At 61.7% G+C, this 23872-nt stretch carries 14 protein-coding genes and 8 pseudogenes; 11 read left to right on the top strand and 11 right to left on the bottom strand.

Annotated elements, in window-relative coordinates; translation table 11 throughout:
* Positions 1-110: 110 nt before the first annotated feature.
* The 3 genes from ACZ1HK_RS01675 to hpt form a co-directional block, all read right to left on the bottom strand.
* Positions 111-362, bottom strand: coding sequence for a hypothetical protein (locus ACZ1HK_RS01675; protein WP_472627190.1), 252 nt, complete (start codon positions 360-362; stop codon positions 111-113).
* A gap of 100 nt (positions 363-462) precedes the next feature.
* Positions 463-1086 (bottom strand): hypothetical protein, encoded by a 624-nt coding sequence (locus tag ACZ1HK_RS01670; RefSeq protein WP_472627189.1) that lies wholly within the window; start codon positions 1084-1086, stop codon positions 463-465.
* A gap of 119 nt (positions 1087-1205) precedes the next feature.
* Positions 1206-1742 (bottom strand): hypoxanthine phosphoribosyltransferase, encoded by a 537-nt coding sequence (gene hpt / locus ACZ1HK_RS01665; protein WP_472627188.1) that lies wholly within the window; start codon positions 1740-1742, stop codon positions 1206-1208.
* A gap of 95 nt (positions 1743-1837) precedes the next feature.
* On the opposite strand from hpt, the gene ACZ1HK_RS01660 reads away from it, so the two are divergent.
* Entirely contained in the window at positions 1838-2302 is a 465-nt protein-coding gene (locus ACZ1HK_RS01660; RefSeq protein WP_472627187.1) for a type II toxin-antitoxin system RatA family toxin, read from the top strand.
* An 82-nt stretch (positions 2303-2384) separates the two neighbouring features.
* Here ACZ1HK_RS01660 and ACZ1HK_RS01655 read toward each other — a convergent pair whose 3' ends face one another.
* From ACZ1HK_RS01655 to ispD, 4 genes and pseudogenes are all read right to left on the bottom strand, one after another.
* Positions 2385-3566, bottom strand: a complete 1182-nt coding sequence (locus ACZ1HK_RS01655; protein ID WP_472627186.1) for an ammonium transporter — start codon at positions 3564-3566, stop codon at positions 2385-2387.
* Between the two features lie 197 nt (positions 3567-3763).
* On the bottom strand, positions 3764-4246 hold the full coding sequence (locus tag ACZ1HK_RS01650) for a CinA family protein (RefSeq protein WP_472627185.1): 483 nt from the start codon (positions 4244-4246) through the stop codon (positions 3764-3766).
* Complete coding sequence (locus ACZ1HK_RS01645; RefSeq protein WP_472627184.1) at positions 4243-4728, bottom strand: phosphatidylglycerophosphatase A family protein; 486 nt, start codon at positions 4726-4728, stop codon at positions 4243-4245. The genes ACZ1HK_RS01650 and ACZ1HK_RS01645 overlap by 4 nt, the downstream gene beginning before the upstream one ends.
* A pseudogene (gene ispD, locus ACZ1HK_RS01640) lies at positions 4725-5869 on the bottom strand (2-C-methyl-D-erythritol 4-phosphate cytidylyltransferase). Before ispD ends, ACZ1HK_RS01645 begins: the two are co-directional and overlap by 4 nt.
* Before the next feature lie 153 nt (positions 5870-6022).
* On the opposite strand from ispD, the pseudogene dusB reads away from it, so the two are divergent.
* The 5 pseudogenes from dusB to ntrX all read left to right on the top strand — a co-directional run bounded on the left by dusB (position 6023) and on the right by ntrX (position 13370).
* Positions 6023-7034: pseudogene (dusB, locus tag ACZ1HK_RS01635) on the top strand (tRNA dihydrouridine synthase DusB).
* Positions 7031-8102 (top strand): annotated as a pseudogene (locus ACZ1HK_RS01630) (two-component system sensor histidine kinase NtrB). Before dusB ends, ACZ1HK_RS01630 begins: the two co-directional pseudogenes overlap by 4 nt.
* A 107-nt stretch (positions 8103-8209) precedes the next feature.
* Positions 8210-9590: pseudogene (locus tag ACZ1HK_RS01625) on the top strand (response regulator).
* A gap of 115 nt (positions 9591-9705) precedes the next feature.
* Positions 9706-11941, top strand: a pseudogene (locus tag ACZ1HK_RS01620) (sensor histidine kinase NtrY-like).
* A 3-nt stretch (positions 11942-11944) separates the two neighbouring features.
* Positions 11945-13370, top strand: a pseudogene (gene ntrX, locus ACZ1HK_RS01615) (nitrogen assimilation response regulator NtrX).
* Positions 13371-13466: 96 nt separating this feature from the next.
* On the opposite strand, the gene ACZ1HK_RS01610 reads toward ntrX, so the two are convergent.
* The 3 genes from ACZ1HK_RS01610 to ACZ1HK_RS01600 all read right to left on the bottom strand — a co-directional run bounded on the left by ACZ1HK_RS01610 (position 13467) and on the right by ACZ1HK_RS01600 (position 15098).
* Positions 13467-13928: a hypothetical protein gene (locus tag ACZ1HK_RS01610; protein WP_472627183.1), complete on the bottom strand. Its 462-nt coding sequence runs from the start codon at positions 13926-13928 to the stop codon at positions 13467-13469.
* A gap of 192 nt (positions 13929-14120) precedes the next feature.
* Positions 14121-14453: a putative quinol monooxygenase gene (locus ACZ1HK_RS01605; RefSeq protein WP_472627182.1), complete on the bottom strand. Its 333-nt coding sequence runs from the start codon at positions 14451-14453 to the stop codon at positions 14121-14123.
* Between the two features lie 18 nt (positions 14454-14471).
* Positions 14472-15098, bottom strand: a complete 627-nt coding sequence (locus tag ACZ1HK_RS01600; protein ID WP_472627181.1) for a LysE family translocator — start codon at positions 15096-15098, stop codon at positions 14472-14474.
* Positions 15099-15417: 319 nt separating this feature from the next.
* Here ACZ1HK_RS01600 and trkA point away from each other — a divergent pair, with 319 nt between their 5' ends.
* From trkA to ACZ1HK_RS01575, 5 genes and pseudogenes are all read left to right on the top strand, one after another.
* Positions 15418-16794, top strand: a complete 1377-nt coding sequence (gene trkA, locus ACZ1HK_RS01595) for a Trk system potassium transporter TrkA (RefSeq protein ID WP_472627180.1) — start codon at positions 15418-15420, stop codon at positions 16792-16794.
* A gap of 6 nt (positions 16795-16800) precedes the next feature.
* Complete coding sequence (locus ACZ1HK_RS01590; protein WP_472627179.1) at positions 16801-18318, top strand: TrkH family potassium uptake protein; 1518 nt, start codon at positions 16801-16803, stop codon at positions 18316-18318.
* A 125-nt stretch (positions 18319-18443) separates the two neighbouring features.
* Positions 18444-18677, top strand: a complete 234-nt coding sequence (hfq, locus tag ACZ1HK_RS01585) for an RNA chaperone Hfq (RefSeq protein WP_025312876.1) — start codon at positions 18444-18446, stop codon at positions 18675-18677.
* 53 nt (positions 18678-18730) lie between these two features.
* Positions 18731-19982, top strand: a pseudogene (gene hflX / locus ACZ1HK_RS01580) (GTPase HflX).
* An 89-nt stretch (positions 19983-20071) separates the two neighbouring features.
* On the top strand, positions 20072-21334 hold the full coding sequence (locus ACZ1HK_RS01575) for a sensor domain-containing phosphodiesterase (RefSeq protein ID WP_472627178.1): 1263 nt from the start codon (positions 20072-20074) through the stop codon (positions 21332-21334).
* Here the strand turns inward: ACZ1HK_RS01575 and ACZ1HK_RS01570 are convergent.
* Positions 21309-23793: pseudogene (locus tag ACZ1HK_RS01570) on the bottom strand (penicillin acylase family protein). The gene ACZ1HK_RS01575 and the pseudogene ACZ1HK_RS01570 sit on opposite strands and share 26 nt — an antisense overlap.
* Positions 23794-23872 lie beyond the last annotated feature (79 nt).

Here is a 23872-nt window from a genome sequence, read left to right as displayed (position 1 = left end):
GTGTCACGAAGCGTAGACAGGTGCGACATTCCGTCAACCCACAAGTCCGTGCGATGACGCACCGCCCCTGTGCCTGACCGCTCAGCATGATGGCGCATTCCGACAACGCCCTAGAACGTGATGAACGCCTCGAACGACACCCAATTCGTGGTGCTTGACCCGCCAGTATCCCGACGCCCCGCGCTCAGACCCAGTCCGAACTGATCCTCAACCGTCACTTCCGCACCCAGCCCGAAAACCGTCAGGGTGGAGCCGCCGTTTGACCGCTGCGCATGGGTATAATCCGCCCCGATGGTCAGCTCGCTCGAAACGCTGCCCGCCAGTGGCCGGAAATCGGGCGTATAGCCGACGCTGGCATCCACCACGGTCAGTCGATCGCTGCCTATGGGCGAGTCCCCCCAGCAATCGAAATCGCCCCAAAGAAGTCATCCACCTCAAATGTGCCCAGCCCGAAAAAGCGCGTCAGATCGTCCGCGGTTTCGCTGTCGGTATGCTCGACGCCACCGCCCACGGTGTAATCCAGCCCGCTTGCGAGGCTGCCAGAATAAGTCGCGGCCACGGAATAGACCTCACCATCGCCAGTCGGGTTGATGTGCACACTCGCCCCGGCCCAGATCGCCCCATAATCGGCATCGTACAACAGGCCATAGGGCGGCTCATCTTCCAAAACCCGATCAGGTGCGGGAACGGCTCTGTCAGAAACCCGCCAAGATCCCGCTCAATGACGGCGCCATATCCGATCCGGTCATCAAGGGTCAGCGCATCAATCGGAGAGGGGATGTACCCCACGCCGATCGATTGGCCCTCAGTGTATTCGTAGAAAAAGTAGGCGGTGTAGCGGTCGCGCAGCGTGCCGCCAAATTCAGAGAAACCGTCATAGCCCAAATCAATCCCGAAGAACGGCGTGAACAGGATGCGCGCCGTCATATCCAGATCGAAATAATCAAGCTGGTCGCCGGTGCTGGGATCAAAAATGCCTATCCTCGCCTCGCCAGAAAAGCCGATCGTCGGGTCAATCGGCCCCGCATGGGCGGCAGAGGTGATGGCAGTGGCGGCAGACAGTGAAAGAATGAAAAGAGGCTTCATGAAAATTCCCCCAAATGGTGCATTGCAATATTGTGCAACCCACCAATCGCGCCGCGCAATGCATCTTGGGAAAGGCCGCTGACCTTAGGTCAACCACGTTGCAGCGGGGCCACAGCCCCTTATTTCATTGACACTTTGCCAATATACGGGAGGTTCCGGTTTCTTTGCGCATAATCAATGCCGTAGCCCACCACAAACTCATCGGGGATCTCGAAACCGGTCCAATCGGCGCGAATGTCGACTTCGCGACGCGTGGGTTTGTCCAACAGGGCAATCGTCTTCATCCGGGCCGGTTCACGCTGCGCCAACAGGCCCACCACATGCTTCAACGTGTGGCCGGTATCCACGATATCCTCGACCACCAACACATCGCGGCCCTGAATTTCGCCGCGCAAATCCTTCAGGATGCGCACCTCGCGGGAGCTTTCCATGGCATTGCCGTAGCTGGAGGCTTCCAGAAAATCGACCTCCACCGGCAGGTCAATCTCGCGCACCAGATCAGCGATGAAGACGAAACTTCCGCGCAACAGGCCCACGACGACCAGTTTGTCGGTGCCGCCGAACTCCGCTTCGATCTCGCGCGACAATTCCTCGATCCGTGCCGCAATCGCCTTGGCCGAGATCATCTTGTCGACAGTGTAGCTTTGCTGCGCCATTTCGCCCCCAAATCCCCCAAAGCGGTCCGTGCAACCTTGCAATCGCCGGTCAGGTTTATGACATGACCCGCAAGACGAAAAGGCGAAAGGGGCCCATGCCAAGCCATTCCGAGACCCGCAAGCTGCCCTATTCGGCGCAGCAGATGTACGACCTTGTCGCTGACGTGGCGCGCTATCCGGATTTCATTCCGTGGACGGTTGCCACCCGCGTGAAGTCCGTCGAAGACAAGGGCGACCACGCCCTGATGCACGCCGATATGGTGGTGGGTTTCAAAATGTTCCGCGAAAAGTTCCTCAGCCGGGTTGAGCTCTATGAGGCCGCGCACAAGATCGACACCGCCTATGTCGATGGTCCGTTCAAATACCTCAACTCGAATTGGGAATTCGTCGACACGGCCACGGGATGCGATGTGAATTTCGCCGTCGAGTTCGAGTTCAAGAACCGTCTGCTGCAAGGCGCCGCTGGCCTGTTCTTCATGGACGCCATGCAGCGCATCGTCCGCGCGTTCGAGGCCCGCGCGCATGAGCTTTACGGGGCAGGGGCAGCCGAGACCGCGTAAGCCGCAAATCCGCCCGTCCGAGAATCAAAAGCAAAAACGCCCGACCAATGGCCGGGCGCTCTCCTAACTCCCGTAAGCTGCGTTACGACGTGATGTCGTAGGCCCGTTCGCCATGCGACGACAGATCCAGCCCGGTATTCTCATCCTCTTGCGTCACCCGCAGCGGGAAGATCGCTTTCACCACAAGGATGATCACCGTGGTGGTCACAATCGTCCAGGCACCCACAACGGCCAATCCGCCAAGCTGCTCGGTCGCACCGGCATGGCCGAAGACCACCAGCATGATGATCCCGAACATGCCGCCCACGCCGTGCACGGCAAAGACGTCCAGCGTGTCGTCGATCTTCATCAGGTCTTTCACCACCCCGCACAGCACCTGGCACAACACGCCAGCAACACCGCCGATGATCAGCGCCTCAACCGGCCCTACGGAGCCTGAGGCCGGCGTGATGGAGGCCAGGCCCGCAATCGTGCCCGTGACCATGCCCACAAGCGACGCCTTGCCGTAGCGGATGCGTTCCCACAGCGCCCAGGTCAGCGAGGCCGTCGCGGCCGAGATATGCGTGACCGTCAGCGCCATCGCGGCCCCACCGTCAGCGGCCAGTTGAGAGCCGCCGTTAAAGCCGAACCAGCCAACCCACAGCATCGCGGCCCCGATCATCACCATGCCGGGATTGTGCGGTGGCTTTGATTTGTCAGAGCGCTGGCCAAGGAAGAACGCCAGGATCAACGCGGCCAAGCCTGCGGTCTGGTGCACCACGATGCCGCCTGCGAAGTCATTGACGCCATTCTCGAACAGCGACCAATCCTCGCCCGCCAGCAACCCGCCGCCCCAGATCCAGTGCGCCACCGGCGCGTAACAGATCAGCATCCAAAGGGCCGAGAAGGCCATCACGAAGCCATAGCTGATCCGCTCCACATAGGCGCCCACGATCAAGGCTGGGGTGATGATCGCGAAGGTCATCTGGAAGGCGAAGAACAGGACTTCCGGGATCGTGCCCGATACCGTGTCGGCGTCCACGCCGTTCAGGAACGCTTTTCCAAGCCCACCCCAATAGGCGTTGCCATCCCCGAACGCGATGGAATAACCCACGGCCAGCCACAGAACGCTCATCAGGCAGGCGATCGAAAAGCACTGCATGAACACGCTCAGCACGTTCCGGGATCGCACGAGGCCCCCGTAAAACAGCGCAAGTCCCGGCAATGTCATGAAAAGGACCAACGCCGTTGCGACGATGATCCAGGCGGTATCGGCTCCGACCATAGCGGATGCTCCCTTCCCAGATGTCTCTCTCCAAAGCGATTGCGGAATGCGCATTATTTCTATGCGTCGTCCCGAACCGCCCCTCCGAGGGCGGACAAACCGCGAAGGTCGTGCGGGAAAAAGAGGCAGGGGGCGGATTCACCGCACAAAAGCTATGCGGTTTTAACTCTGCACGAATTTTGGGCGTTTTTGCCGCTCTACGCCTCGGATTTGAGCGCGGTTTGGATCATGGCCAGCGTATGTTCAACCGTCCGCATCCGGACCACTGGCCGCCCCAGCGCGCCGAACTGGACCGTCTCCACCTGCGTCTCGCGGCCTGTCATAGCCAGACCAAAACACACCATGCCTTCCGGCTTCGCCTCGGTCCCGCCCGGTCCAGCGACCCCCGTGACGGACACGGCAATATCAGCCGTCGAATAAGTCAGCGCGCCAACCGCCATGGCCCGCGCCACGGGCTCCGACACCGCGCCATGCGCCTCGATCAGAGCGGGGTCCACGCCCAGCATCTCGGTTTTAGCGGCGTTGGAATAGGTGACAAAGCCCCGGTCAAGGATGTCCGAACTGCCCGGCACGTCCGTGATCGCCCCGGCAATCAATCCGCCCGTGCAGCTTTCTGCCGTGGCCAGAACCATGCCCGCCGCGCGCAGCGCCGCGTTTACCGCCTGCGGGTCCGCGATCATACGAACACCAGATGCGCCAGCACGGCGGCCAAAGCCACAATCATCGCGGCCAGCCAGCCCGCAATCAAGTCATCCGCCATGATCCCGAACGCCCCGTGCTGCCGATCCGCCCATCCCACCGGACCGGGCTTGAGAATGTCGAACAGCCGAAAAGCGATGAACGCCACGATCAGCCCAGGGTAAAGCGACAGGATGTCAGACCCCGTCAGTTGCGCGCCGACCGAGACCGGCCAAAGCGCCACCCATTGCCCGGCCACCTCGTCGATCACGATCTCGCTTGGATCGTCGTCCGAGGTGCCGACCTCGACCTGCACCGCCCAATAGCCCAAAGCCGTGACTGCCAACGTCGCCAGCACTAGTAGCAGCGCGCCGCCAAGCATGTGCACCAACACGCCCAGACCCAGCCCTACAAGGCTGCCCCAGGTGCCAGGGGCCGGGCGCAACAGGCCCACGCCGCCCACGGTCGCAATCAGTCGCGTCATCGCGCCACCAGCGTGACCGTGGCCATCGCCGCAATCCCTTCCTCACGACCCGTAAAGCCCAACCGCTCCGTTGTCGTGGCCTTCACAGACACACGCCCAACCTCGATTTGCAGCAACTCCGCCAACCGCGCCCGCATCGCACTGGCCACCGGCCCGATTTTGGGCCGCTCACACATCAGCGTCAGATCGGCATTGGTAATCTCGAACCCGCGCGCCGCGGCCAATTCCACCGCATGGGTCAGGAAAATGTGGCTCTCCGCCCCTTCCATTGCGGATCGCTTGGCGGGAAATGCGTGCCAATATCCCCCTCCGCCAGCGCACCGTAGATCGCGTCCGTCACCGTGTGCAGGCCCACATCCGCATCCGAATGCCCCTGCAAGCCCCGCCCATGGGGGACGGAGACACCACACAGCCAGACCTGATCGCCCGGCCCGAACCGGTGCACGTCAAACCCGTTGCCCACACGAATATCCATTTGCCCGCCTTTCAACAGCGCCTCGGCCCGCGCGAAATCGTCCGGGCCGGTGATTTTCAGATTGGCCTCGTCCCCCGGCACGATCGCCACGTCCAGCCCGGCGGCGCGCGCCACTTCAACATCATCGGCGGGGACGCCCTCAAACGCCGCATGTGCTGCAACAATCGCGGCCTTTTCAAAGCCTTGTGGCGTTTGCGCCCGCCACAACCCATCGCGCTCCTGCGTGCCTTGAACCGTGTCCGCCCCACGCCACAATGCATCGGTCACGGCCAAGGCCGGGGCCGCAGCCCCCTGCGCGCGGACGCCCTCAATCACCGCCGAGATCACCTCAAGCGTCACACAGGGCCGCGCGACATCATGGATCAGGACGATCCCGTCGGCGCAGGCCGCCAGACCCGCCTTGACCGAGGCCGCCCGGTCCGCGCCACCGTGAACAATCCGGACGGTGCTTGGCAGCGATGCGGCCTCCGCCCGCGCGGCATCGTCGGGGTGGATCACCAGCACCACGTCGATGCCCGCGGGATGCGCGGCAAAGCGCGACACACTCCATTCCACAACGCTCCGCCCGGCGATCACGCGCCATTGCTTTGGCACGTCGCCGCCCGCACGCGTGCCGCGTCCGGCAGCCACGATCACGGCGGTCAGGGAAGGGGGCGTTTCAACCATGGGTTTTGTGATAGGCGAGGCCACCTGTCCGCACAATCCGATATCGTTCCGACCAATATTGCGCCGATATGCCTAATTATTGTGCAAATGCACTTTTCCGTGCAAATAGACGGGGTCACCACTTTGTCTTCTGCCGATCACAGCCCTATCCAAATGTCCAACGCACAAGGATTAAGCGCCCTGACCATCCTGCTCGACGATATCACGCTCGCACCGCCCGTGCTTCTGGCCCCCATGGCAGGGATCACCGATCTGCCGTTTCGCAGACTGGTGGCGCGCTTCGGCGCGGGCCTCGTGGTGTCCGAGATGGTGGCGAGCCAGGAAATGGTCGAAGCCAAGGCCTCCGTCCGCGCGCGGGCCGAGCTTGGCTTTGGCGAACAGGCAACCGCCGTACAAATCGCGGGGCGTGAGGCGCACTGGATGGCCGAGGCCGCGCGGATCGCAGCCGGGCAGGGCGCCAGGATCATCGACATCAACATGGGCTGTCCCGCCAAGAAGGTGACGGGCGGCATGTCCGGCTCTGCCCTGATGCGCGACCCCGATCACGCCCTACGGTTGATCGAGGCGGTTGTCGATGCCGTGGATGTGCCCGTTACGCTCAAGACCCGTCTCGGGTGGGACGATGATCTGCTGAATGCCCCAACGCTCGCCAAGCGCGCCGAAGATGCCGGCATCCGCATGGTCACGATCCATGGCCGCACCCGGTGCCAGTTTTACAAAGGTAGTGCCGATTGGCGGGCCATCCGTGCGGTCAAGCAGGCCGTTTCAATCCCTGTCATCGCCAATGGCGATATCGTCGATGCACCCTCTGCCATGCAGGCGCTGCGCTGTTCCGGTGCGGACGGCGTCATGGTCGGGCGCGGTATCCAGGGCGCGCCGTGGCTCTTGGCCGAAATCGGCGCAAGCCTTTATGGCCTGACCCGCTCCGGTCATACCCAAAGGCGCAGCCCTGGCCGATATGGTCCGGGGCCACTACGAAGACATGCTCGCCTTTTACGGCGCTGATCTGGGGCTGAGGGTCGCGCGCAAACATCTGGGCTGGTACATGGACGCGGCCGGCACGCCGCGCGATCTGCGCAAGCAAATGCTGACGGCCAAGGATCCCGCACATGTCATCGCCAGCCTGCCATTGGCGCTTTCCTCCGGGTTGAGGGCGGTGGCATGACATCTGTCACCGATGCGCTCTGGGCCTCGCTGCCAATCCCCGCTCTGATCCTCGATGCCGAGGATCGCATTGCGGATGTGAACCCGGCGGCGGAGGCATTTCTGAACACATCGCGTCGCTCGCTGCTGACCTATCCAGTATGGGACAAGATTTTTGTCGATGCTCCGTTGGAGGATAGCTTCGCGCGTGTCCGGTCTGCCCAGTCCGCGCTTTTCGTGAACTCCGTCGATGTTGGCACCGGTAGCCGCAAGCCCGTGTCCTGCGACGTGCAGATCACCGGGCTCAGCGATCGCCCCGACCATGTGCTGGTGCTTCTGGAAAGCCGTGAGATGCAGGGCCGCATGGACCGGGCCATGTCCTCCAAGACGGCAGCGAAATCCGCGATTGGCATGGCCGAGATGCTGGCTCACGAAATCAAGAACCCGCTGGCAGGCATCACCGGCGCCGCGCAGGCTGATCTCGATGAACCTGCCGCCGGAAGATCTGGAATTGACCGATCTGATCGTGGCCGAGACGCGGCGCATCCTGAAACTGCTCGAACAGGTTGAGGATTTCGGCAATGTCCGCCCGCCCGACCGGAGGCCCGTGAACATTCACGATGTGCTCGACCGCGCCCGCAAATCCGCCGCCCTTGGCTTTGCGGCCCATATGACGATCGAGGATGATTACGACCCCTCCTTGCCTGCCACATGGGCCGATCCCGATCAGCTTTTGCAAGTTGTCCTCAACCTCTTGAAGAACGCCGCCGAAGCCGGGTCTGAGGGCGGAACGATCCGCCTGCGCACCTTCTATGAGCTTGGCCTGAAAGTGCGTCGCAACGATGGCTCGGGCGCGGCCGTGCCGCTTCAGATCGAGGTGGTCGATGACGGCCCCGGAATTCCCGCAGACCTCGCGCAGGATATATTCGAGCCGTTTGTGTCCGGGCGCGAAAATGGCACCGGCCTCGGGCTCGCGCTGATCTCCAAGATCGTGTCCGACCATGACGGATTGATCAGCGTCGACAGCGTGCCGGGCCGCACGATGTTCCGCGTGTCGCTGCCCGTCGCTCCACGGGAGGGCGCCGCATGACGCACGCTTGGCAAAACCCTGACCATCTGGACGCATTTTTGCAGAATAATCCGACCAACTGGACGCAATTGCGACCAGCTGGTCACATCTTGAAAGGCACGTGACCCATGGACGGTACCGTTCTTGTCGCTGATGACGACCGCACAATTCGCACCGTTCTGACCCAGGCGCTGACCCGGGCAGGGTGCAAGGTGCATGCAACCTCTTCGCTGATGACCCTGATGCGTTGGGTGGAGGAAGGGAAGGGCGATCTGGTGATCTCCGACGTCGTCATGCCTGATGGCAATGGCCTGGAAACATTGCCAAAAATTACGGCTGAGCGTCCGGGCATGCCGGTGATCATCATTTCGGCCCAGAACACGATCATGACGGCCATTCAGGCGACCGAGAAGGACGCCTACGACTATCTGCCCAAGCCGTTCGACCTGCCGGATCTGATGAAACGCGCCGCGCGTGCGCTGGAACAGAAGCGCCGGCTTCAAACCACCGCCAAACCCGCCTCCGACCCCATCCCCGCCACCGGCGAAGACCTCCCTTTGGTCGGTCGAACGCCGGTTATGCAGTCGCTTTATCGGCTGGTGGCGCGGGTGATGAACACCGATCTGACGGTCCTTGTAACGGGCGAGTCTGGGACCGGTAAGTCATTGATTGCACGCGCTATTCACGACTTTTCGGATCGGCGAACGCTGCCTTTTGTCGTGGCCTCCGCGCCCGATCTGGAAGGTGTTGATGGCCCGTCCTCGATCCTGGCGCGCGCCAAGGGAGGGTCGATCCTGTTCGATGAAGTCGGCGACCTCCCAGAAGAGGCACAGGCCAAGATCGTGCGTATGCTCGACGCCATGTCCGACGGCGGCCCGCGCATCATGGCCACGTCTCAGAAAGACCTGATGGAGAAAATGGAGGCCGGCGCCTTCCGGCAAGACCTCTTTTACCGTTTGGGCGGCGTGGGCATTGCCGTGCCCAGTTTGCGGGAGCGTGTTGACGATATCCCATTGCTTGCAAACCATTTTCTGGCCCGTGCTGAACGCGATGGGGCTGTTACCCGCCGCTTCTCCGATGCGGCGATGGACCTGATCCGGGCCTATTCCTGGCCCGGAAATGCGCGTCAGTTGGAAAATTCCATCCGCCGCCTGACCGTGACCGCCGCAAGCGAAGAAATCACGCTGGCCGAGGTTGAAGCCGTCCTTGGAAGCCAGCCCGCGATCGAGCCGCTGATCTCCGGCAACAGTGAGGGCGACAAGCTTTCTGCCAGCGTCGCCAAGCACTTACGGCGCTATTTTGATCTACATGGCGGGGTGCTTCCCGCGCCAGGGCTCTACACCCGCATCCTGCGCGAGGTGGAGCCTGCCGCTGATTGAGATTGCCCTTGATGCAACTGGCGGCAATCAGGCCAAATGTGCCGATCTTCTTGGCATCAACCGCAATACCTTGAGAAAAAAGATCACGGACCTCGATATTCGGGTTACACGGCGGCGCAAATTGATGTAATCTCGCAACAGTCGCGTGGCATAAGGGGAACAGGCACCCCGAAGCTGCCGGGCCTGTCAGCCCGACCAAGCGACGGAATTGGGGGATCTGAGTGGTCGACGAGCGCGCCCGCGATATGGGCGAACATCAGCCTTTTCTCGCGCGTGTCGCAGGTATGCGGCGCAACAAGCGCGTGCGCTCCTTCGGAACTATAGGCCTGATCGTTCTTGCCCCGGCGCTTGCGCTGGCGACCTACCTTGCATTCCGCCCGCTTGGCGATGTCACGGGCCAAACGGCGCGCACGTTCATCCTGCTGGCGGATTTCGTCTATATCCTTGTTATTGCAACACTTGTTCTGCGGGAGCTTGCGCGCATCGCGGCATCCCGTCGGGCGGAATCGGCGGGCTCTCGTCTGCATCTGCGCCTGACGACGATCTTCGGTGCTGTTGCCCTTGTACCCACCGTTGTTGTCGCTGTGCTTGCTGTATTGAGCGTGAATATGGGCCTTGAAGGCTGGTTTTCGGACCGCGTCTCAACCGCGCTCGGAAACTCCGTGGATGCGGCTGTGGCCTATCAGCAAGAGCATCGCGATGACCTTGAACAGGATGCCCGCGCGCTTGGTGCGTTTATCAACCTCAACCGCCGCGCGGTGCCCTTCCTCAGTGACGGGGATCTTCGTCAGGTTCTCAGCCAAGGCCAGCAACAGATCCAACGCGGCCTGCGAGAGGCATTTGTGATCGACGGCGCTGGCCAGATCCGCGCGCGTGGCGAGCGGTCTTATCTGTTCGACTATGATGAACCCAGCGCAGAAGATCTGATGAACGCTATGGAAGGCTCCGTCGTTCTGACGGAGGATCGCGAGCAGAACGAATTCCGGGCTCTCCTGCGTTTGGATGCCTTTCCGGATCGGTACCTCTACATCAGTCGCGAGGTGGATGGTCAGATTATTTCGCTGCTGGATGAGACCGAGCAAACGGTTTTGCTCTATCGCCAGGTCGAGTCTGATCGGGGACGCCTGCTTTTCGATTTTGCCCTGCTTTATCTGGGGTTTGCGACCTTGATGATCCTCGCCGCCATCTGGGCGGGCCTCAGTTTTGGGGAGCGTTTGTCGCGCCCGGTCGGTCGATTGGCGGGCGCCGCGCAGCGGGTCGGGCAGGGCGATCTTGATGTCCGCGTGCCGGAAGAGACGTCGGATGATGAAATTGCCATGTTGGGGCGGCTGTTCAATCAAATGACGCTTCAACTCAAAGGCCAGCGAGACACCTTGATTGAGCAGAATGCCTCGACCGAGGAGCGGCGCAGGTTGTTCGATTCCGTGCTGTCTTCCGTCACCGCCGGGGTCATTGGCCTTGAGGAGTCGGGCCGGGTCGATTTCATGAACCGCTCCGCCATTCGCCTGCTGTCGCTGGTGGAGCAACGCGATAGCGGATTGACCCTCGAAGCCGCCGTTCCCGAATTCGCTGAGCCGTTCGAAAAGCTCAAAGGCACCACCGCGGAAGCGGTGCAAGAAGAGATCAAGCTGACCCGCGGCAGCAAGCAGGAGAGCCTGCTTGGTGCGGATGGCGACCCGGCGCAACCTGGATGGGGCGCTGGAGGGATATGTGGTTGCCTTCGACGACGTCACCCAGTTGGTCAGTGCGCAGCGCATGGCGGCATGGGGTGATGTGGCGCGTCGGATTGCCCATGAGATCAAGAACCCGCTGACGCCGATCCAGTTGAGTGCTGAGCGGATCAACAGAAAATTCTCCAAACGATTGGAAGATGAGGATAAGGCGTCACTGGAGCAGATGACCGAGGTGATCGTGCGCCAAACCAACGACCTGCGCCGGATCGTTGATGAATTCTCAAAATTCGCGCGCATGCCCGAGCCTGAAACGCGCGTCGAGGATATGGTTCAACTGTTGAACAATGCCGTGATGCTGCAGCGTGCAGGTCAGCCCGATGTGCGCTTTGTGACGGACATCCCCGATGTGCAGGCCATGGGTGAGGTTGACGCCACCATGATCGGGCAGGCCCTGACCAACTTGTTGAAGAACGGCGGGGAAGCCATTGAAAGTCTGCAGGAAAAAGGCGCACCGGATGGCCATGTGCCCGAACTTCGCGTGGCCATGGAAATTGCCACCGACACCGTCCAGATCGACATCGCGGATAACGGCATTGGCCTGCCGCCGGACCGCGCGAAACTGTTCGAACCTTACGTAACCACCCGCGACAAGGGCACCGGCCTTGGCCTGCCCATCGTCAAGAAAATCATCGAGGAGCATGGCGGCACGCTGGAGCTTCTGGATGCCCCGCCGTTCTCGGACGGCGCGCATCCCGGAGCGCTGGCGCGGATCACATTGCCGCGTTTGCCCGACAGGCATGGAGATTGAGACATGAGTGACATTCTGGTCGTCGACGACGAGCGCGACATTCGCGAACTGATCTGTGACATCCTCGAGGATGAGGGTTTCACAACCCGAATGGCGGGCTCGTCCGACGAGTGCATGGCAGAGCTGAACAAAAGCCAGCCGGGGCTGATGATCCTTGATATCTGGCTCAAGGACAGCTCGATGGACGGGATCGATATCCTGGGCCACGTGAAGCGCGACAATCCGGAAGTTCCGGTGGTGATCATCTCGGGCCACGGCAATGTGGAAATCGCCGTCGCGGCGATCAAGCAGGGCGCCTATGACTTCATCGAAAAGCCGTTCAACATTGATCAGTTGATGGTGGTCATCAAACGCGCAATGGAAACCTCGCGTCTGCGGCGGGAGAATTCGGCGCTTCGGCGGCAGGACAGCCGGTCAATGGATATGGTCGGGTCTTCCTCTGCGTTTCGGACACTCAAGAGCCAGCTCGACAAGGTCACCAAATCCAATGGCCGCGTGATGCTGACGGGCGGGCCGGGTGCGGGCAAGGAAGTGGCAGCGCGGTATATCCATGCGGAATCGAACCGAGCCGACGCGCCGTTTGTGACCGTCTCCAGCGCGTCGATCCAGCCGGATCACATGGAAGAGGTTCTGTTCGGCCGCGAAAGCCAGCAGCGCGGGGTGGAGCAGGGCTTGCTGGAACAGGCCCATGGCGGGGTGATCTACTTCGACGAAGTCGCCGATATGCCGCTGGAGACGCAGGCGAAGATCCTGCGTGTTCTGGTGGACCAGAGCTTCACGCGCGTGGGCGGAACAACGAAGGTGCGGGTAGACCTGCGCGTTGTCTCGTCGACGACGCGCAACCTGCAGGCCGAGATCGACGCTGGTCGGTTCCGGGAAGAGCTTTACCACCGCATGAACGTGGTGCCGGTGGAGGTGCCGAGCCTGGAGGACCGGCGCGAGGATATTCCGGAGTTGGCGCGCTACTTCATCGAGTTATTCAACCGTGAGCAGGGTCTGACGGCGCGGGACCTTGGCGAGGATGCGGCGGCGATGCTGCAGACCATGGCCTGGCCGGGCAATGTGCGGCAGTTGAAGAACATGATTGAGCGGGTGTCTGATCCTTGGCGAAGGGTCAGGCCCGATCGAGGCGCGGGACCTGCCGGGGCAGACGGAGGCGCCGACCTCGGAGGAGGATATCGCCTTGTCGGCCTCGCTGACGACGCTGCCGTTGCGCGAGGCGCGGGAGCTGTTTGAGCGGCAATATCTGATGGCGCAGATCAACGGGTTCGGGGGAAATATTTCGCGGACCGCGAGTTTTGTGGGGATGGAGCGGTCTGCCCTGCACCGGAAGCTGAAATCGTTGGGTGTTGTGACGACATCAAAGGCCGGAACGCGGGTCGGCGCAGGTGAGCGAAGGGTAGGCGGTATCAAGGTTGATCACGCGTGATCAAGATGAAGAACGCCACCTAAGCCGTTGAAAAGCCACAAGCGACACTCAGAAACATTTCTATGATTGTAGAAATGTTTTGCGCCCGGAACGCCGTCAACCAGCCGGGTTCACGATCAAAGGCTCGGTGCCACGCTGACGGATCAGGCAGGTACCACCGGTGAGCGTCGGGATCGTGGTGGATTGGGTGACGGCGGTGCCTTCCTCGCAAAACGGCAACTCGATGCGTGAGAAACCTGCTGCGCCCATGCAGCCTTGTGTGGCCGTGCGCCGGATGTCGCGGTTGATGTCGACGGTATAAGCCTCGCCCGGTTCCCAATACCCCTCGGTTCTCGTGCAGACGCCCGCCGCATCACAGGTCTCGGTTGCGGGCACGAATGTCGGCGCGCGGAAGCGGGTCTCGTTCAGGACTGGGTATTGGCGCAGAGACTGCGCCTGACACTGGGCGAAGGTTGCGTCGCGAGTGGCCACGCTCACGCCGGGTGCGTGGTAGACAGTGTCCGAGACGCAGGCGGCGAGGGCGGAGACCGCGAGGGCCGTGAAAAGGGGGCGGTACATTTTGAAATCGTTCCGTGTTTGGGCCCGCTCGTCCTAGCGCAGTGCACTTTTGTCATTCAATGACAACGGGGTTGAGGCCATCAACCGGGCGTCGGAGGGCACGGGTGGCCGCTGATGTCTGCGGCAGCACGCCCATGCCTGCTTTGCCAGGTAAAGGGCCATATCGCTGCGTTGCGTCGCGTTGAATGATCGCTATTTCACGAAAGGCACAAATGGAATGCGTTCCCGGTGAGCGGCCTTTGCGACGAGATCGTCAACAGCCGCGAGGAAATGTGGTGACGCATTGTGCGCGTCCCATCCAGAGGCATCTTCGTAAAGTTCGTAGACGAAAAACTGAGATGGATCGTCGGGCGATCTGTAGGGCATGAAAAACTTCATTCCCGGTTCGGCATTTGAGGGTTCGGCCAGTTCTTGAAGGATTTCGGCAACGGCGTCGGCCTCACCTTCCTTGGCCGTGATCCGCACCATCACAACAAACCCCGTATTCAGGTTGGTGGCGTCTGGATTTTCGTCATAGGCCCCCATCCCATCAACTCCGATCCGTCAACAAACGAAGACCCGCAAGACCGAAGAATGTGCCGAGCGCGCCCTGAATAATGCGGCGCGCGCGCCATAAATACGGACCATCACTGGCGTGGAAAACGCCACTGCGTAAAGGAGGTGGATGACAACGGACAATATGAATGTGCCGAAAACAATTGCGCCCGCGACCCACAAAGGCGCACCGGGCGCAAGGCCGAGGGAGATGATCGCGATCCAGGCAAGCGCAGCCTTCGGGTTCGTCATCTGAATGATGTACCCACGTCTTGCATATCCCCAAGGCGTGCGACGACCGCCTGCCAATTCATTTGCGTCGATATCATGTGCCGATGCAGCCGACCGAAACGCTTTGTAGGCCAGCCAAAGAAGGTAAAGGCCGCCAAAGATCTTGATAACAAGAATGGCCGAAGCGTAAGTCGCGAGCAGCGCCGAGAGGCCAATTGCAGTCAGGACTGCCCAAGTGAGTGTGCCCACTGCAACTCCCATCGCCAGAGCCATGCCTGAAGGACGGTTCACCGCCATCGACGTGCCAATAACAGCGAGAACGTTTGGACCAGGGCTGGCAATAGCAATCAAAAATGCGCCGTAGGACAACAGAATGCCTGGCAGGTATTGGTAGATGTCTTGCATCAAAATTTACCTCGCGCTGTACGCATGATGTTCGTACTATGTTCTGCACAGGCCGTTAACGCAAGAACTGTGTTCCACAGGCGGCACCTGACACGAGAGCAAGCCGCAGGATCATGCACTTGGAACCCATAGCTGTCGTTTGCAGCACGTGCAGCAAATGGGCCGCTGCGAATGGGTTTTGGGACACCGCCTTCTAAGGTGGTTCGGCACATGCATTTCTTGAGGGCGCTCAAAACGCCATTCCTCCCACCCGTTGACGCCCGGCCCCCAACCTGCCAATCCTGCGCAACCTTTTGGAGCGTAAAGGCGGGCCTCACCCATGAAGGTCATCATCTGTGGCGCAGGTCAGGTCGGCTGGCAGATTGCGCGCCATCTTTCCTCGGAAAACAACGATGTGACGGTGGTTGATAACAACCCCGATCTTGTGCGGCGTGCGACCGATACGCTTGACGTGCAAGGCCTGACGGGCTTTGCGAGCCATCCGGATGTGCTGGACCGCGCGGGCGCGCGGGATGCGGATATGGTGATTGCGGCCACGTTCTCGGACGAGGTGAATATGGTCACCTGCCAGGTGGCGCATTCCGTCTTTGCCGTGCCGCGCAAGATCGCGCGGTTGCGGTCACAGAGCTACCTTCAGGCGAGCTATTCGGACCTTTACCGGCGCGATCACTTGCCGATCGACGTTGTGATCTCGCCCGAGATGGAGGTGGCCGAAGCGGTTCTGAACCGGATCGCCTCGCCCACGACATTTGATACGGAGAGTTTCCTGGGCGGCGATGCCAAGTTGTTGGGGATCGCGCTGGATGAGGATTGTCCGGTGCTCGACACACCTTTGCGGCAGCTCTCGGAACTGTTTTCGACCTTGCGGGCAATTGTTGTTGGTGTGCGTCGCGACGGTGTGCTGTTTGCGCCCGAACCCGGTGATCAGCTGTTTGCGAATGATCAGATTTACATCTTCACCCATGCCGAGGATGTGGCCCGAACGCTGGATATTTTCGGCAAGACCCGCACACGTGCCGAACGCGTGCTGATTGTGGGCGGTGGCAATGTCGGCCTGACCGTGGCCAAGAAGCTGGAATTGTCAGAGACCCGGATGCGGACCCGTGTGATCGAGGCGAACCGGGCGCGGGCCGAAGTGGCCGCCGATGCGCTGGAGCGGACGATTGTGCTGCATGGTGACGGGCTCGACATGGACCTGTTGCGCGAAGCGGGGGTTGAGCGCGCCGATGTGATGTTGTGCCTGACTGATGATGACAAGACGAACATGCTGGCCTCTGTCCGGGCCAAATCGGCGGGCGCGGGGATGGCGATTTCTCTGGTGAACGATCCCACGCTGGTGCCGTTGATGGACCCATTGGGGATCGACGCCTATGTCAGCCCGCGCGCGACAACCGTAAGCTCCATCCTGCGCCATATCCGGCACGGGCGGGTGCGCGGGGTTTACTCCATTGGCGATGCAGAGGCCGAGATCATCGAGGCGCAGGTTTTGTCGACCTCGCCCATTTCGGGCAAGGCGATCCGCGATATCGATTTCCCGGAAGGCGCGCTTGTCGGGGCTGTGCAGCGGGGCAAGAAGGTGTTCCGCCCCTCAGGCGCCACACGGATCGAGGATGGCGATGCCATTGTGATTTTTGCGCTGACGGCGGATGTGCCTGCGGTCGAGGCTTTGCTACAAGTCTCCATCGATTTCTTCTGAGCCGGCATGGCCGCCTATTTCCGCAATTTGCCCTTCTTCACGGTGCTGTTGTTCGCATCCGGTGCGGCGATGTTGCTGCCTGCTGTGGTGGGCACCTATCTTGGCTACTACGCCACGGCGCGGGATTTCTTCTATGTCGGCGCGATGGTGATCATGGCGGCGTGCCTGATTGGGTTTGCGAGCCAGACCCCGCGCCGCAAGCCGTCGGAACGCAGCCATTTGGCGACGGTGTTTCTGGCCTATCTGTGGATGCCCGTGGTTTTGGCCTGGCCGATGGATCAGGCGGTGGGCAATACGCGCTTTATCAACGTCTACCTGGATATGGCATCGGCCCTGACGACCACGGGGGCAGAGGTGTTCGAGCCCGCGCGGCTGGACCCGGTGGTGCATCTGTGGCGCGGATTGGTGGGCTGGATGGGCGGCTTGCTGATCTGGATCACGGCGTTCGCGGTCTTGGCGCCGCTGAACCTTGGCGGATATGAGGTGACCTCAGAGGCCAATATCCAGGGCCAGGTGGTGAAGGCGCGCGGACAGATGCGCGCGGCCGATGCGTCAGAGCGGTTGCGCAAGCACGCGCTTCGGCTGACGCCGATCTACCTCGGTCTCACGGTCGTGCTTGCCCTTGCGATGATCGCCGTGGGGGAAGAGCCGCTGGTGGCCGCAATCCATGCCATGTCAACGCTGGCCACGTCCGGCATCAGCCCTGTGGGCGGGATCGACGGGCGCCCGACAGGCGTGATGGGGGAGGCGCTGATCCTGATCTTCTTCGTCTTCGCCCTGTCACGCCGGACCTATGCCAGCGGCATCGGGCGCGAATTGCGCGAACGTCTGACCAAGGATCGCGAGATCCGGCTGGCGATCTTTGCGGGGATCGTGCTGCCCACGCTGCTCTTTGCCCGGCATTGGCTGGGGGCGCTGGAGGTGGACGAGCTTGCCGATGGCCGTGCGGCGCTGGAGGCGTTGTGGGGGTCGGTCTTCACTGTGGTCTCGTTCCTGACGACGACGGGATTTGTCTCGGACAATTGGGGGGCAGCGCGGGATTGGTCCGGGTTGCAGTCACCGGGCTTGTTGCTGGTGGGCCTTGTGCTGATGGGGGGCGGGGTGGCGACCACTGCGGGCGGTGTAAAGCTGTTGCGGGTCTATGCCCTGTACAAACACGGGGTGCGTGAGATCGGAAAGCTGGTCTACCCGCACTCGGTCGCAGGTGCCGGACGTTTGGGGCGCCGGATCCGCCGCGAAGGCGCCTATATCGCCTGGGTCGTCTTCATGCTGTTTGTCTTGTCGATGGCGGCCGTGATGGTGGCGCTGGCCCTAACTGGCCTGTCGTTTGAAGATGCGATGATCTTGTCGATTGCGTCGCTGACGACAACCGGGCCGCTGGCCAGCGTGGCCGGAGAAGCCCCGGTTTCCTTCTTCGCCTTGTCCGATGCCGCCAAGCTGATTTGTGCCGCCGCCATGATTGTGGGGCGGATCGAAACGCTGGTTCTCATCGCCCTATTCAACCCGTCGTTCTGGCGCGATTAGGCCCTGTCTCGCTCAACCTATTGAACGGGGGTGGAAATTCCCTGCGAAGGGCGACATAGTGTCCGGACGCGGGAGTGCGGCCGGGATCAACCTGGCCCGAAAAAACCAACGGGGCGTGATAGTTAATGGCCGAAAATAAGCAAAACTTGCAGGACGCATTTCTGAATCACGTCCGCAAGACGAAGGTTCCTGTAACCATTTTCCTGATCAACGGTGTGAAGCTTCAAGGCGTCATCACGTGGTTTGACAACTTCTGTGTGTTGCTCAGACGCGACGGACAAAGCCAGTTGGTCTATAAGCACGCGATTTCGACCGTGATGCCGGCACAGCCCATCAACCTCTACGACGGGGAAGAGTGAGCGCAGCCAACGGCGCCACTGACGAGAACGGAACCGCATTGGGCAAGGGCCCCATGCGGGCATTGGTGTTGCACCCGGACATTCAATCTGATCGGACCCGGCGTGAGGCTGGCCCTGCGTTGGAGGAGGCGGTCGCACTGGCCGCTGCTTTGCCGGATCTGGAGGTCGTGGATGCGCAGGTTGTGCGCCTGCCACGCGCACAGCCCGGCTTGCTGTTCGGGTCCGGCAAAATCGAGGAATTGCATGATCTGATAGAGGCGATGGATATCGGCCTTGTTCTGATCGACGGACCGGTTACGCCCGTCCAGCAGCGCAACCTTGAGAAACAGTGGGGCTGCAAACTGCTCGACCGGACGGGGCTTATCCTTGAGATTTTCGCCGACCGGGCCGCAACACGGGAAGGGGTGCTGCAGGTTGAGCCTGGCAGCGCTCAGCTACCAACGCACGCGGCTGGTGCGTGCCTGGACTCACCTGGAACGTCAGCGCGGCGGATTGGGATTTGTGGGTGGCCCCGGTGAAACCCAGATCGAAGCGGACCGTCGTGCGATTGATGAAGCCGTCACCCGGATCCGGCGGCAGTTGCAGAAGGTCGTCAAAACGCGATCTTTGCACCGGGCCGCGCGCAAGAAGGTGCCGTACCCGATTGTCGCGTTGGTGGGTTATACGAACGCGGGCAAGTCGACCCTTTTCAACCGTTTGACGGGGGCGGAGGTCATGGCGAAGGACATGCTGTTTGCGACGCTCGATCCGACCATGCGAGCGGTGACATTGCCCGATGGGACCGAGATCATTTTGTCTGACACAGTGGGTTTCATCAGTGATTTGCCCACCCAGCTTGTTGCGGCCTTCCGCGCCACGTTGGAAGAGGTGCTCGACGCCGATTTGATCGTACATGTGCGCGATATCTCGCACCCCGAAAGTGCTGAGCAGGCGCAAGATGTCTCAGCCATCCTTGGCGATCTGGGGGTCAGCGAGACGGCGCCGCAAATTGAAGTCTGGAACAAGTTGGACCGGCTTGACGCGGCAGCGCGTGAGGCGCGCCAGACAGAAGCCGATCGGCGGTCAGATGTGTTCGCGACATCCGCATTGACCGGCGAAGGGATGGATCCGATGCTGGCGGCCGTGGCCGAGGCGCTTTCGCCACCCCGCCACGAAGCGACCCTGACGCTGGCCCATACGGAGGGCCGCAAACGCGCCTGGTTGTTTGAGCGCGGCGTGGTCGAAGCGGAAGCTTCGGGCGAAGAAGAGACGGTGCTGAGCGTGCGCTGGACCGCGCGTCAGGAAAAGGCCTTCCGCGCCTTATAGGACTCCGCGCAAGATCTATCATTTGGAAACCTTGCCTTAACGCGCATCGTGCCATGCGTATCGGCAGAAGGCTTTCCAAAGGATGTGTCATGGTTGATTTGCACCTTCCCGAACTTTTCGGTGCCCAAGCGCAACAAAGGCCGGCGCGCCAGTCTACGGACGTTGTGCAAGACGCGTTGCGCGATGTGCGCACGCATCTGGGCATGGAAATCGCCTATCTGTCTGAATTTGTGGATGATCAGACGGTATTCCGCGCCGTCGATGCGCCCGGCCTTGAGGATATGATCAAGCCGGGTGACGCGCGGCCATTGTCGGAAGTGTATTGCAAACACATTCTGGATGGCCGCTTGCCCGAATTGATCCCCGACACCTCGGCGCACCCGATTGCCCTGGACCTGCCAATCACGGCGGCAGTGCCGATTGGGGCGCACGTTAGCGTGCCGATCCTGCGCAAGGATGGGTCGGTCTACGGTATGTTCTGTTGCCTGTCGCCCAAGCCGAACCCGGGTCTGAATGCGCGCGATCTGAACATCATGAAAATGTTTGCGCGTCTCGCCCAGGCTGAGGTGCAGGACGGGATGGAAGCACGCCGCCTTGTGGAAGAGGCGGAAGCGCGCGTTCGGACCGTGATCTCGAATGAGCACTTTCGCATGGTGTTCCAGCCGATTTGCGATCTCGCGACGAACTCGGTCTCCGGGTTTGAGGCGCTGTGCCGGTTCGAAGCGGACCCGGTGCGAAGCCCCGATCTTTGGTTTGATGAGGCTGCGAATATCGGCCTTGGCGTGGAATTGGAGCTGTGCGTTCTGGAGGCTACGATGGGCGTCCTGCCCATTATTCCCGAACAGATGTATCTGTCGGTCAATGCCGGCCCTGATTTGGTTGCAACGGGTCGGTTGAAGGACCTGTTCTCGGCCCATGCGCCTGAGCGGGTTGTGCTGGAGGTGACCGAGCATTCCGCCGTGCGCGATCCGGCAGCATTGGCGCGCGCCTTGGCAGATCTGCGCAGTCTTGGGGTGCGGATTGCGGTTGATGACGCCGGTGCGGGCTATTCCGGCTTGCAACAGATCGCGCGCCTTCAGCCTGAAATGATCAAACTGGATCGTTCGCTGGTGTCCGGGATCGATGGCGATCAGGCCCTGCGCGCCTTGTGTGCGGCCTTGATGCACTACACGGCCGAGACCGGTGCGCTTTTGGTGGCAGAAGGGATCGAGACGCAGGCAGAGGCGGACACGCTGCGCAAGCTCGGGGTGCATCGCGGGCAAGGTTGGCTGCTTGGGAAGCCCTTGCCGCTGGCCGAGGCTTTGGCTGCGGCGAAGACGCCGGCACCTATTGGGATGGGCTCAGCCGCGTGATCCCCAGATTGCCCGCGCGCGCCAGTTCGGGGTCGAGGGTCATGGGAACATATTCGCCGCGCCGCCATAGATCGCCCAAATCGTCGTAGTGCCGGCTGAGCGGGTGGCCAGACTGCCCGGTGGCAATGATGAAGACCGAACTGTCAGGATCGGCAAAATCGTAGACACCACGATAACCGGCGGCATGGGTGTTCAGGTACGGCTCCGGTCCGGTTCCGGGCGTTGCGGCGCGGTTGAGGGTGAAATCCCCGCCGGATGTGGCCTGACGAATGTTCACGATCCAGGAGAACAGCCGCGTCTGCCCCAGCACGGGATGTTCGTGCAGGGCTTCGTGCGCAGCCCCCCAGCGCCAGCTTTCGATGTCATCGCCGTAAGCCTCAGACAGTTCTTGCAAAGCTTCATCAAGGGCCACACGCGCGATGTCGGTGCAGGTCTCGGTCGCCGTAGACGGGCGCACATCGCACCAAGTCGAGGCCCCGCCGACATCGCGAAAGACGCGCTCCAAAAAGACCGGCTCGACCTGCCAAAACTCTTCGGCAAGGGGGCCGATATCATCGCGGATCAGGCGCTGTTGCAGATGCCGCATCCAGGACGCGAAAATGAGTGGTTCAGGCAGATGTTCGTTCATCTCACCGTTCCAGTCCGCCAGCAATTCCAAGGCGCGCTGTCGGCGGCGTTCCGGCGTGCCGGGGGCAGCGGGTTCCCCCGTGAACCACAGATCGCGTGCGACCAGCGGCAGAAGGTTCCGCGCGGCAGGCGAGACGGTATCAAGCTGCGCTTCGATGAAACTGTCGCGGGTGTGGACCGCGCGCGCTTCCATCAACCGGCTGAGGCGGTCGATACGCTGCGTATCACCCCAATAGTAGGAGACATGGAGCGGGAAATCGCGGTCCACCATCTTGTTGTTGGTATTGCCCAATACACCGCTTTCAGGGTCCACAAAGGTCGGGTTCGCGAAATACTGGGTGATGCCCTGCCAGCGATTGCCTTCGATCCAGCCGCGCGACGGCATGCGCGCCTCGGTCTCATGCTCGATCAAGCGCCAAGGCATATGGCCAATGACCTGCATGCCGATTTGCCCGTCAGCAGCCGCGACCATCAGGTTTGCCGAGGGTGCGACGAAATCCTCACCCGTGGCCAATGCCTCTTCCACGGTGCGCGCGCGCATCAGGCGCAGACCGGTCTGGATCGAGGTGAATTCGTCGCTTAAGCCCGTCCACCGCATCGACATGACATGGCCCGCGGGCGTCACATTGCTGAGCCCCCAATGCGCACCGGGGATAACGGGCCCATTCTCGGTCTCGCGCAGGGTTATGGTGACGGGCGCTTCGCCTGCGATCTGGATGATCTCGCGCCGCGTCTCAAACTCGGCCCACCCATCCGGCGTGCGGTATTGCTGCGGATTGTCTGGGTTGAGCTCTTCCACATAGAGGTCGATGTCATCGAGATATGCTGCGGTGATGCCCCAGCTTATCTGCTCCGACCGGCCATTGAGGATGCTTGGCGTGCCAGGGATCGTGGCACCGATCGCGCCACCGGTCGCAAGCTCTAGCCGGGTGAGATACCACAGGGAGGGTGCGGTCAGGGTGACATGCGGATCGGACGCCATCAACGCGCCCCCCGCCGCCGAGCGTGAGGGGGCCGCAGCCCAGACATTGGACGCCCCGCCCCGGTTCACCCCTTGCGCGTTGGGATGGAGCGCGTCGCGCGGGCCGACGGCGGCCCCACCGGCATCCGCAAACAGCGAGCGCGGGATGTCGAGGATCGCAGCGATGTCGCCCAATTCCGCCGCGCCGGTTCCGGGTGCGTCCGGCATGATGTCGACAAGGCGCGCCGGGTCCGGCAGGGCCAGCGACGTGCGGGCACGCAGGATCTCATTTTCCTGGTGTGTCGTGGACTCGAATGCGACCAGCAGCGAAATCGCGACCGAGATCGTTGGGGCGCCATGGGGCAATCTCGGGCTCGAACAGGAACAGCTCCGGCGCGCCGCGTCCCAGCGCCTCCGACCCGACAAGGCGCAGCCAGGCGTTCACGCCGTCCGAATAGGCCTGCAACGCGCCAAGGCTTTCTTCCGAAAAGGCATCAAGCGACCGGGTGGCGTGGCCATCCAGATCCAGCCTCCGCATGAGGTCATCAACTTCCAGCGTGCGGGGACCGAACAGTTCCGACAGGCGCCCTTGCGCGGTACGGCGCAGCATCAACATCTGCCAAAGCCTGTCCTGCGCATGAACGAACCCAAGGCCGAAGTAAACGTCGTGATCCGTCAGGCCGAAGATATGCGGGACGGCGGCGGTGTTGCGGACAATCTCCACCTCACCATCAAGGCCCGGGACGGACCAGTCGGCCTCATAGTCGGGGATCGAGCGTCCGGCGATCCAATAGGCCAGCATCGCAACGAGGACGACCAGGACGATACCGGCGGCCACAAGCCGCGTCAGCCATCGCAACAAGGTCATCATTCCGGTGCGGTCCTTCGCTAGGGATCACTGCATCGCCCGCGTCTAGCGCGCGATGGCGTCCTGAGCAATGGCGGCGAAC

This window comes from Gymnodinialimonas sp. JB5-7, from assembly GCF_055693405.1.
The sequence above is the reverse complement of the archived record's forward strand: the minus strand, read 5'-3'. Positions and strand labels throughout refer to the sequence as shown.